Source organism: Streptomyces albidus (ex Kaewkla and Franco 2022) (assembly GCF_013870515.1).
Taxonomy (GTDB): domain Bacteria; phylum Actinomycetota; class Actinomycetes; order Streptomycetales; family Streptomycetaceae; genus Streptomyces; species Streptomyces albidus.
In genome coordinates this window covers 1-9723 of the sequence record NZ_JACBXA010000227.1, presented here as the reverse complement: position 1 = coordinate 9723, position 9723 = coordinate 1, and the positions used below count along the sequence as shown (strand labels likewise).

The window sequence follows — 9723 nt, the reverse complement described above, 5'->3', positions numbered from 1 at the left end:
GCCCGGCTCGGCTACATCGCCGATCCCGTCGCCGTCCGCCTCGCCGGCCGCCACAACAGGCTGCTCGGCGTCTACACCGCCGGCTCCGCCTTCCCCGTCGACACCCGCAACTCCTACTACCCCTTCCTCGCCGGGTTCGAGGAGCGTGCAGTCGAACGGGGCTACGACCTGATCCTCTTCGCCGCCACCTCCGGTTCCGCCCCGGCAGGGGGTCCGCACGAGGGGCCGCGCACGGAGAGCACGCTGCACAGGGTGCGTCTCGCCGACGGCTGCGTGCTGTTCGGACGGCACGCGCCCATCCCCGTCATAGAGCAGCTGCTCGACGCAGGCTTCCCCCTCGTCTACATCGGGCGCCGCGACGAGCTGGGGGAGCGGATCCCCTACATCGGGGCCGACTACGTCGACGGGGCGAGGCAGGTCGTGCGGCGGCTGACGGATCTCGGCCACCGCCGCCTGCTCTACCTGCGGGACGCCGGTGAGGCACCCGCGACCGCGGACCGCGCAGCAGGAGTGCGCGCAGGCGTGGAGGAGGCGGCCCTCCCCGTCGAGCTGGAGATCCTCGTCGGAGACGAGAGCCCACCGGGCGCCGACCGCATCGCGGCCCTCGTACGGGAGGGCGTCACGGCCTTCGTAGTCGAGAACCGGGAGCTGTACGCCGCGCTCACCACTGCCCTGGAGGCTGCCGGGCTGCGCGTTCCCCGAGATGTGAGCGTGGCCGTGCTGGGCGACGACGTGGCGGCGCCCGAGACGGTGGTGAGCGGCTTCGCGCTGCCCCGGCCCGAGATGGGCCGCCAGGCCGCCGACCTGCTCATCGCGCTGCTGGAAGGGGTGCCTCCGGAGGGCGGCACGCAGCGGCTGCTGCCGTGTGTCGCGGTGGAGGGGCGCACGGTCGGACCGCCGCCGGGTGGCGCGAGCCGGTAGCGGTCGCTGCCGGACGGCTGAGCGGCCATCTCTGCGAGGGAGGCGCGCAGGTCAGCGCCCTCTGAGCATCCGCGGAGGTGCGACACCATTCAGTAGCCACGCACGTCCGGCCACGCCTGCTCGATCCCCTCCTGCTCCAGCACCCGGCAGAACTCCTCACGCAGCACCTCGTCCCCGTGCACCTGGTGGGGCTCCGCGCGCCGTTCCAGGCAGAAGGCTGCGAGCAGTGAGGAGGCCTCGCCGATGTTCCACTCGACGGGATGCAGGCGCAGACAGCCGTTGGAGATGTGCGTGGTGCCCGCGTTCTTGCAGGCAGGCAGCAGGTTGCGCAGCCGGACGGGCAGCAGTGCCCCCAGGGGGATCTGGAACGGCACGCTGGGGATGTCGATGTAGTTGTCGCCGCCCGTCGAGGGATGCAGGTCGATGCGGTACGAGCCGATGCCGACGGAGTCGGGCTCATGCCCCCGCCCGTAGGGGCCGGTGACATCGAGGGACACGTCGTTCTCGGTGACCGTCCGCACGGCCCGTATGCGGCGGGACTCGCGCACGTAGGGTGCTTTGGCCAGCCCGTCGGCCGTGCCGGTCACATCGGGTCGCAGCCGCAGCCCGGGGAAGCCGGTGCCGCCGTCCGGACGGGGCGCGTCGGTCTGGAGCCAGTGGAGCAGGGAGAGGCTGAGCTGCCGTGCCTCCCACAGGTGCCGGCCGGCGGTCTGGTCGTCGACGTCGACGAGCGGGCCCAGCCAGTAGTCGTTCATCGGCCAGTTGACCAGCGTGATGTCCGAGTCGGCGGCGCCGGGGGTGAGCAGGTTCCGGGCGAGGATGCGGCGGAACATCCACAGCTCCCGGTCGCCGTTGTCGCGGGCGGGGTCTGCGAGATGGTCGATCGGGTCGCCCTGCGGGTTCGGCTCCAGCCACCGCTCGTACGGCTCCAGCGTGCTCGGCACGGGCGCGAGGAACCCCAGCAGTGGCCCCGGCCAGAAGTCCGGACGGTAGGCACGCCATGTGTCGTAGGCCTCGGGCCGGTCGATGGTGTGGTCCTCGCCCTCGTGATGGGAGAGGGCGAAGGTCACGGTGAAGCTCTGGATGTTGCCGGGCCGGGCGGTGGCGGGCGCATGCGGTTCGCCGTGCTCGTCGGCGCTCTCCGCCCCGATGACGTATTCGGCGGCGGTGGCGGGCAGCAGGTCCCCGTGCTCGGTGGCGTCGAGGAAGTACGGCGCGGTCAGCACGGTCCGCTCCCCGTCGGGGCCCTGCGCCTCCACGGCCGTCACGCGGTCTCCGTCCCACTCGGCTCCGCTCACGCGGTGGCACAGCAGGACGGTCAGCCGCCGGGACGCCAGATACGGAGCGAGCCTGGCCTCGATCACGGCGAGCGCCGCTCGCGGCTCGTGGCACAGGCGGCTGACCCGGGCGGCGCCGGGGTTGAGCCCCTGCCACGCCCGTGCCCGCTCGGTGAGGGGGTACCAGGTGCGGTAGTACGAGCGGATGTCGTCGCGCAGCCGCCGGTAGGAGGCGGTGCAGCCGAACCGCTCGATCCACGGGTTCTCGTCCGGGGGCACTGCCTGCGAGGTGAGCTGACCGCCGAGCCAGTCCGTCTCCTCGGTCAGCACCACCCGGTGTCCGCGCCGGCAGGCGGCCAGGGCGGCGGCCACCCCTCCGAGGCTTCCTCCGGCGACGACGAGGTCGGCCCGTATCTCACGCATGTGTCCGTGCTCCCCTTCAGCCCGTGCCCGGCCGGGTGTCTCCCCGCGTGCCGTCCTCTCGGAAGGCCCGCCTAAACCGGGTTAGATCTCGGGAGTCGAAGCTACAGCGATGCGGCGACACGGTGTCAAGAGGTGGCACGGGTCCCACCTGGAGGGCGGCACGGCCGGCGCCGACGTTCAGGTCTCCCTGCGACGCCTGGAGCGAAGGCGCGAGGTCACCTTGGTCAGACGCGGAAAGCGGTGGAACTGCTCGCGGGTGTAGCGGTCCAGCTCCTCAGCGAGCCGCTTGGTGCGGTTCTCCACGGCGAGTTCGTCCAGCATCCGGTCGACCTCGGTCAGCAGCGCTCCGTGCAGCTGCCACTGGCGCGGATGGTGCTGGACCCCGGTGAGCAGGAGCTGCGCGGCGTGGTCACGCGCCTGATGGCTGGCCGACAGCTCCGTGACCAGGCGGGACTCGGCGGTCTCCGCGTCGTCGGAGACATCGCTGGTGATCAGGACGGCGAACGCCTCGACCGCGGCCGCGACATGGGTGAGCATCTCCTCGATCGCGGCTGCCTCGTCAGGGGGGAAGAGCGGCTCGTTCTTCCTGCTCTTGGCGAGGTCGGTGAGCGTGCGGGCCATCACCCGCAGATCGACGGCGCAGATCTCCAGGGTGTCCAGGCCCGTGCGCAGGACGACCCGGGAAAGCAGGCCCTCCTTGACGCGGGGGTTGAGCTTCAAGCTCTCCTCCGCCTGCGCCAGCGAGGCGTCCACCTCGACGATGTCGTGGTCGAGGCGGCGGGCCTCGTGAAGACGGGCCGCGGCGTCCTCGACCTCGGTGTGGCCGCCCAGCTCCGAGCTCAGATGCTGCAGGAGCCGCTTGATGCGCGCAGCGAGGTCCTCGATGGACTCACTCGCGGAGCGCGTCCACACAGGGGGCACGAAGACCACGTTGAACAACAGGCCCACCACGGCGCCGATCACGGTCTCCACCACCCGGTCCAGCGCGGTCTCGGTCACCCGGCTCACGCTCACGCCCAGTACGAGCATCGCGCTGATCGCGACTTCCGGCACGAACTCGTTCACCCGCACCAGGTGACCGACCGTCAGCGAGGCGAGGATGAGCACGCCCAGCGACCACCAGCTCAGCCCCACCAGCGCGCTGAACCCGACGGCGACGAGCACGCCGGCCACCACGGCGTTGACCCTGCGGATGCCGCGGGTGAGCGTGGCGTACAGCGTGACCTGGACGACGAGCAGCGTGGTCAGCGGCGCCAGCAGGGGGACCGCGGCTTCGCTGAGCCAGACCGCGGCGAGATAGCTGAGGACAGCGGCCACGGTGGAGCGCATGGTCTGGACGACCGCGGGTTGGTTGCCGCGGCGGATGAGACCGGCGACGGCTTGTGGGACCTCCGGCACGCGGTGGCTCTTCCCGGTGGACCGGCCAGAAGGGCACCGTTGCGCGGGCTGCCACCCGAGTGGGCCTTGCCTTGAGGGCGCTCGGCCGGACGGGCCGGACCAGCGAATCTCACTCAAGCCGACCTTCCGGTCATCCCGGACTGCGGTGATTCGGACCGGTGGATGGGGGCACTTGAGGGAACGGCCGAGAGGAGCCTCGTCGATGCGGAGCTTCTGCCGGTACGTGCTTCTCGCGGCGGAACGGCGTGCAACTGGGCATCAGCGAGGGGCGGTTGTCTCTGGGACGCCAGTTGCGAGATGTTGCACGAATTGATGTTCCGTTCTGACAGAAGGGTGGTGGCGTTCGCAGCTCGCGGACCCCCTTTGTGAAGACTTCCAAGAGACCGTCCTCCAGACCCCGCGTCGACACCCGGCTCGGGGCGCTCCCGGACGCTGCTCCCTGCCCACTGCTGGTGGCCGACCCCGCCGGCGTGGTGGTCGAGCGGAACGCAGCGGCGTCCCGCCTCCTTCCCGGCGCCGGGACCGGAGCGCGACTGCACGAACTGGGCCTGGAATGGCTGGCCGACGCGCACGAACGCCTCGCCGGCACCGGCCACTCGGCACGTCTGGAGAGCGAGGCGGTCACGGGGCAGGTCGGGGACCGCAGCTTCGAGGCGCGTCCGACCCGCACCGAGGACGGGCACATCGCGTGGTGGCTCGCCGACAACACCGGCAGGCGCGCGGCGGAGGAAGCCCTGCAAGTGGAGCGCGAACGCACGGCGTTCCTCGCGGAGGCCTCCAACGCCCTCCTGGCGACCCTGAACGTCGACCGTTGCATGGAGGTGACCGCGCGGCTCGCCGCCAAGTACCTGGCGGACGCCGCGGTGGCGATCGGCCCCCCGGCCGGCCGCGGCCTGCCGCTCACCTACGGCAGCGGCGACCACGTGGAGCGCGCGCATGTCGACGCTGACCCCGCTGTCGTCCCGGGGCTGGAAGAGGCCCTGCAGGGCTTCCCGCCCGTCGCGTCCCAGTGGATCGATCCGGCATCTCTCCCCGAGTGGGCCGTGCCGCCGGGCTTCGACGGGCCGACCGGTTCCGTGGTCATCACGCCTCTGCCGGGGCACGGCATCGCGGCAGGTGCCCTGATACTGCTGCGCCGGAGCAGCCACAGTGCGTTCAGCGAGCGCGAGGAGGTCTTCGCCCACCTCTTCGCCGCCCGGGCGGGTGCCGCACTGTCGGCCGCGCGGATGTACGCGCACCAGGCGAGCATCACCTCGACCCTGATGCAGGAGCTGCTTCCGCCGCAGCTGGAGCAGGTGCACGGCGTGGACTTCGCCGGGGGCTACCGCCCCTCCGGGCAGCGCGAACGCATCGGCGGAGACTTCTACGACGTTCACCCCGGCAGCGACCCCGGCCAGGAGACGCTGGCCGTGCTCGGCGACGTGTGCGGCAAGGGCCTGGACGCGGCCGTCCTGACGGGCAAGATCCGCAACACCCTCCAGGCGCTCCTGCCGATGGCCGACGACCACGAGCGGATGCTCAACCTGCTGAACGGGGCGCTGCTCAACGCCGAGCACACCCGCTTCGCCACCCTCGTGCTGGCGTCGGTCGTACGTCGCGAGCGCACGGTGAGGCTACGGCTGACGAGCGCCGGTCATCCGGCACCCCTGATCGTCCGGTCGGACGGGCGTGTGGAGGAGGCCGAGACGCAGGGCACGCTGGTGGGGGTCCTGCCGGAGTGCCATGCCGACACGGTGGCGGTGGAGCTCGCGCCGGGTGAGCTGTGCCTCCTCTTCACCGACGGCATCATCGAGGCCAAGGGCGGACCGCTCGGCGACGCGATGTTCGGAGAGCAGAGGCTGGCCGACGTGCTGAGCGACTGTGTCGGCTTGCCCGCCGAGGCCGTCATCGAACGGATCCAGATGCTCGCCGCGCAGTGGATAGGACAAGGCAGACACGACGACATGGCGCTCGTCGCCATCGCCGCACCGCGTCACGCTCATCTCAGCGCGGTCGACGGGCACACCAGGGGCAGGTACACCGCATGACCGCAGATCACGCTTCCGTTCCGGCTCCGGCCGGTGCACAGGCGGCCGGAGTTCGCGAAGGACTGTGGGGCGCACTCCAGGCCGGGGACGAGTACGCCGCCGCCGCGGTCGTCTTCGCCGCCATCGATGCGGGCATGAGCGCCGAGGACGTGCTCCTCGACGTGATCGCGCCCGTCCAGGCGAAGGTCGGCACCGAGTGGGCGGCCAACCGCATGACCGTGGCCCAGGAACACACCGCCACCGCCATCAACGAGCGGGTCATCGCAGGGCTCTCACACCAGCCGGGCGCTCCGGCGGAGGCCACTCTCGGACGCATCACGGTGGCCTGCGTCGACGGTGAATGGCACGCGCTGCCCGCCCGCCTTCTGGCCGAGACCCTCAGACTGCGAGGCTGGAGGGTCGACTTTCTCGGAGCCCAGGTGCCCACGCTGCATCTGATCGAGCACCTGCACACGACCGGCCCGGACGCCGTGGCCCTCTCCTCGTCCATCCCGACCAGGCTGCCCACGGCGCACGCCACCATCACCGCCTGCCAGGCGGCAGGCGTCCCGGTGCTGGCCGGGGGAGCCGCCTTCGGTTCCGACGGGCGCTTCGCCCGGCTCCTGGGCGTCGACGTATGGGCGCCCGACGCCCGTGCCGCCGCCGACAGGCTCGCCCATGAGATGCCGCGCACGAGCCTTGCCGGGACGCACCAGGCGGTCGACGACCTGCCCCATCTCGCCGATCAGGAGTACACGCTGATCACGCAGTCTCGGCCCCAGCTGGTCAAGCAGACCATGGCCGAGCTGGAGGCGACGTACCCGCCGATGCGTGCCTACACCGACGCCCAGCGCCAGCACACCGCCGAGGACATGGCCCACATAGTCGACTTCCTGGCCAGCGCCCTGTACACCGACGACCGGGAACTCTTCACCGGCTTCCTCAGCTGGACGGGGGAGATACTCGCCGCCAGGGGCGTGCCCGCGGACTCCCTCACCCCGGCCCTGGGCCTGCTCGCGGGCCAGCTCAGCGACTTCCCCCGTGCCACCCGCTTCCTGAGCGGTCCCCACGGGCACGGGGACGGACTGGAAGCCGTGATCCCGAGCCCCTCCGGGGGGCGCGTATGACGACGCCGCATCCTCGCCGCTTCTCCGTCTCCGTCACCGCGGACCGGCCGCGCTCGGTGTGCGTGAGGGTGGGCGGCGACCTCGATCACGACAGCGCGGAGATCCTCGTCGGCACCGTCACGGCGGCGCTGGCCGACCATCCGGCGGCGGAGGAGATCCGCCTCGACCTCGGCGGGCTCGACGCCTGCGACGCGATGGGTCTCTCCGCGCTGCTGATGGTCCGCCGCTGTACGAGCAGTGCCGGAGTGCGGCTGCATCTGGACGGCCGGTCGCCCGAACTGGAGCGGCTGCTGAGGAAGACCGGCACGTTCCAGCACCTCACCGCGCCGGGCGGGCACGCGGAAGCTCCGTCCGACGGTGCTCAGCCGAATCCGCGGGGCGAGACCGACCAGGGCTGAGCCGCCGCGGCGCCGAAGGGCTCGTTCCGGCCCATCCGCGGCCCGTACTCCGATCGGTCCACGCGTCTTCCGGGCGGCGACTACTCTCCCTCCATGACCGTACGAAGTGCAGTGTTCGTGGTGCTCCGGGGTCCTGCCGACAAGCTGGATTCCGCCCTGGCCAGGATCCAGAAGGCGGGCGTCTTCGCCGACAGGTCCGTCCGCGGGCCCGACGTCATCGAGGTCTACTTCCACGGGGGCGACGAACGGCCCACCCCGCTGGTCATGGACAAGTGCGCCTCCCTCGTGGCCAAGGCCGCGATCGGAACCGACTTCGTCGTGGAGGAGACCGGCACCGTCGAGAGCAACGCGGCCACGCGTCAGCTCGCCTACGACCGCCACTCCGGTCAGTGGCTGGGAGCCTTCGTCAACACCGAGCTCCCCCTTCAGGTCCGCGAGGAGAAGCTGAAGTCCCTGGCCGATGCCAAGGGGATCTCCGTCGACGACATCGAGCTCCGGGACCCTCCGCAGATCCAGATCCTTGCCGATTGACCTGCTGACCGATCCCTGCGTCCGAGCCTCCCGAAGTGGAGAGGCCTGAGCGCGGTCGGCGTGGTGGCCGACTCCCTCACGGAGCCGGCCGCCGCGGCGCCGTCCACGGCCGCCGGCCCACGAGAGCACCGGCATCCCCGCCCGCGGATTCCTGAGCCGCGCGCGGTGGCCCTCTGAGCTGCGCGGAAATCCCCACCACGTCGGCCCGAAGCCCGCAACCGCAATTCGCTGCATGACGTACCGCGCCGGTCACACGGAGTCCTGAAAAGACCTGCCTGTCTGTGAGGCAGCCCATAGACCCACGTCACATACGACACGTTTTCGTAGAAGCCCTCGCTCACGAAAGCGAGGGCGGCGGCATCGGCCGGACGTGAAGAGTGATCTGACTGTTTGAGGTAGTACGTCCGTTATTTGCTGCAATGCCTGGAGTGCCTTTACCAATGCGAGTGTCGCGTTGAGCCGGGGAGATCGGAACCCGGCGGCCCCACCCCTCCCGGTGGTTTCCGCGACGAACGCAATCGAAAGGTTCTCGCTTCTCCATGCGTATCTCCGCTTACTCCCGTCTGACCCGGACCCAGAAGACCTCCGCTGTCGGTCTTGCCGCCGCAGCGGGAGTCGTCGCCCTCACCGCCGGAGCCGCTCCCGGTTCCGCGGGCGGCGGGAGCCAGGGCCAGGCAAAGCCTGTCGCTTCCCATTCGGCCAGTGCCGCGCACGGCAAGCAGTCCGCCCAGGCGCCGGTCGGGGACCACGCAGGCAGCACGAAGACGACCGCGGCGAAGACCGTCGGTCAGAGCAAGGCGAAGTCGGAGTCGGCTCAGCTGACCGGTGACGGCCAGAACCGTCACGCGGCAGGCAAGAGCAAGACCGACGACAAGGTGAAGGCCGTGCAGGCGGACAAGGCCGAGGAGGCCCGCAAGGGCGAGACGGCCGACCGCTCCACGCGCGCCACCAAGGGCGACAACCTGGACGGCTGGATCAAGCAGGCCCGCTCCATCATGAAGGAAGAGGGCATCCCCGGCTCGTACCACGGCATCAAGAAAAACATCATGCGCGAGTCCGGCGGCGACCCCCAGGCCATGAACGACTGGGACGTCAACGCCCAGAAGGGCACGCCCTCCAAGGGTCTGCTCCAGACCATCCAGCCGACCTTCGACCAGTACCACGTGAAGGGCACGACGCATAAGGTCACCGACCCCGTGGCCAACATCGTCGCCGCCTGCAACTACGCGGCTGACAAGTACGGCTCGATGGACAACGTCAACTCCGCTTACTGACCGGAAGGGGCTTCCGTGTGAAGCCCCGTGCGGAGCGAAGTGGGGCCCGGCAGTGATGCCGGGCCCCACGTGTGTCCGATGCTGTGCCGAGCCGTCACAACCTTCCGTCGAGGACCATCAGCATGACGCCGACCACGACGGTCAGGGGAATGGTGATCATGGCGAAGAGCCGGGGAGCGCTGGCCGTGTTCACCTGGTCCCAGACGGTCGCTTCGGACGCCCCGGCCGGTGAAGGCGCGGCCACCCGGTGCCCCGTTCCGGGCCTCTGGGTGCCGTTGGTGTGTGACGAGTGCGGCTGCTGGGGCTGCTGGTGGTGCCCGTTCCGGTGCTCCTGCCGCGCAGCAGGGGCGGCGGGGGGAGGCACCGGT

Annotated in this window: 9 protein-coding genes; 6 read left to right on the top strand and 3 right to left on the bottom strand. The window is 70.8% G+C overall.

Annotation, left to right across the window (positions count from 1 at the left end; genetic code table 11):
- Positions 1-921, top strand: a 921-nt coding sequence (locus H5J26_RS24590; protein WP_181768142.1) for a LacI family DNA-binding transcriptional regulator, incomplete at its 5' end; no start/stop codon positions are given.
- A gap of 89 nt (positions 922-1010) precedes the next feature.
- On the opposite strand, the gene H5J26_RS24585 is transcribed toward H5J26_RS24590, so the two are convergent.
- On the bottom strand, positions 1011-2621 hold the full coding sequence (locus tag H5J26_RS24585) for an FAD-dependent oxidoreductase (protein WP_181768141.1): 1611 nt from the start codon (positions 2619-2621) through the stop codon (positions 1011-1013).
- Between the two features lie 177 nt (positions 2622-2798).
- The gene (locus H5J26_RS24580; RefSeq protein WP_419183847.1) at positions 2799-4019 is read right to left on the bottom strand and encodes an FUSC family protein; all 1221 of its coding nucleotides are present in this window, start codon (positions 4017-4019) and stop codon (positions 2799-2801) included.
- 365 nt (positions 4020-4384) lie between these two features.
- Between H5J26_RS24580 and H5J26_RS24575 the strand changes: the two genes are divergently transcribed.
- From H5J26_RS24575 to H5J26_RS24555, 5 genes are all read left to right on the top strand, one after another.
- A complete protein-coding gene (locus H5J26_RS24575) occupies positions 4385-6046 on the top strand; it encodes a PP2C family protein-serine/threonine phosphatase (RefSeq protein ID WP_181768140.1) in 1662 nt (553 codons plus the stop codon).
- Positions 6043-7152, top strand: coding sequence for a cobalamin B12-binding domain-containing protein (locus tag H5J26_RS24570; protein WP_181768139.1), 1110 nt, complete (start codon positions 6043-6045; stop codon positions 7150-7152). The genes H5J26_RS24575 and H5J26_RS24570 overlap by 4 nt, the downstream gene beginning before the upstream one ends.
- On the top strand, positions 7149-7550 hold the full coding sequence (locus H5J26_RS24565) for an STAS domain-containing protein (RefSeq protein WP_181768138.1): 402 nt from the start codon (positions 7149-7151) through the stop codon (positions 7548-7550). Before H5J26_RS24570 ends, H5J26_RS24565 begins: the two co-directional genes overlap by 4 nt.
- Before the next feature lie 93 nt (positions 7551-7643).
- The gene (locus H5J26_RS24560) at positions 7644-8081 is read left to right on the top strand and encodes a hypothetical protein (RefSeq protein ID WP_181768137.1); all 438 of its coding nucleotides are present in this window, start codon (positions 7644-7646) and stop codon (positions 8079-8081) included.
- Positions 8082-8620: 539 nt separating this feature from the next.
- Entirely contained in the window at positions 8621-9355 is a 735-nt protein-coding gene (locus H5J26_RS24555; protein WP_181768136.1) for a transglycosylase SLT domain-containing protein, read from the top strand.
- A gap of 94 nt (positions 9356-9449) precedes the next feature.
- Here H5J26_RS24555 and H5J26_RS31080 read toward each other — a convergent pair.
- Positions 9450-9723: hypothetical protein (locus H5J26_RS31080; protein ID WP_210771717.1), on the bottom strand; the 274-nt coding region annotated here is incomplete at its 5' end.

What these genes read in the sequence shown, in the direction of transcription:
- H5J26_RS24585 (WP_181768141.1), bottom strand. Translation starts at nt 2,621, where the DNA reads ATGCGTGAGATACGGGCCGACCTCGTCGTCGCCGGAGGAAGCCTCGGA.
- H5J26_RS24570 (WP_181768139.1), top strand. Translation starts at nt 6,043, where the DNA reads ATGACCGCAGATCACGCTTCCGTTCCGGCTCCGGCCGGTGCACAGGCG.
- H5J26_RS24565 (WP_181768138.1), top strand. Translation starts at nt 7,149, where the DNA reads ATGACGACGCCGCATCCTCGCCGCTTCTCCGTCTCCGTCACCGCGGAC.
- H5J26_RS24560 (WP_181768137.1), top strand. Translation starts at nt 7,644, where the DNA reads ATGACCGTACGAAGTGCAGTGTTCGTGGTGCTCCGGGGTCCTGCCGAC.
- H5J26_RS24555 (WP_181768136.1), top strand. Translation starts at nt 8,621, where the DNA reads ATGCGTATCTCCGCTTACTCCCGTCTGACCCGGACCCAGAAGACCTCC.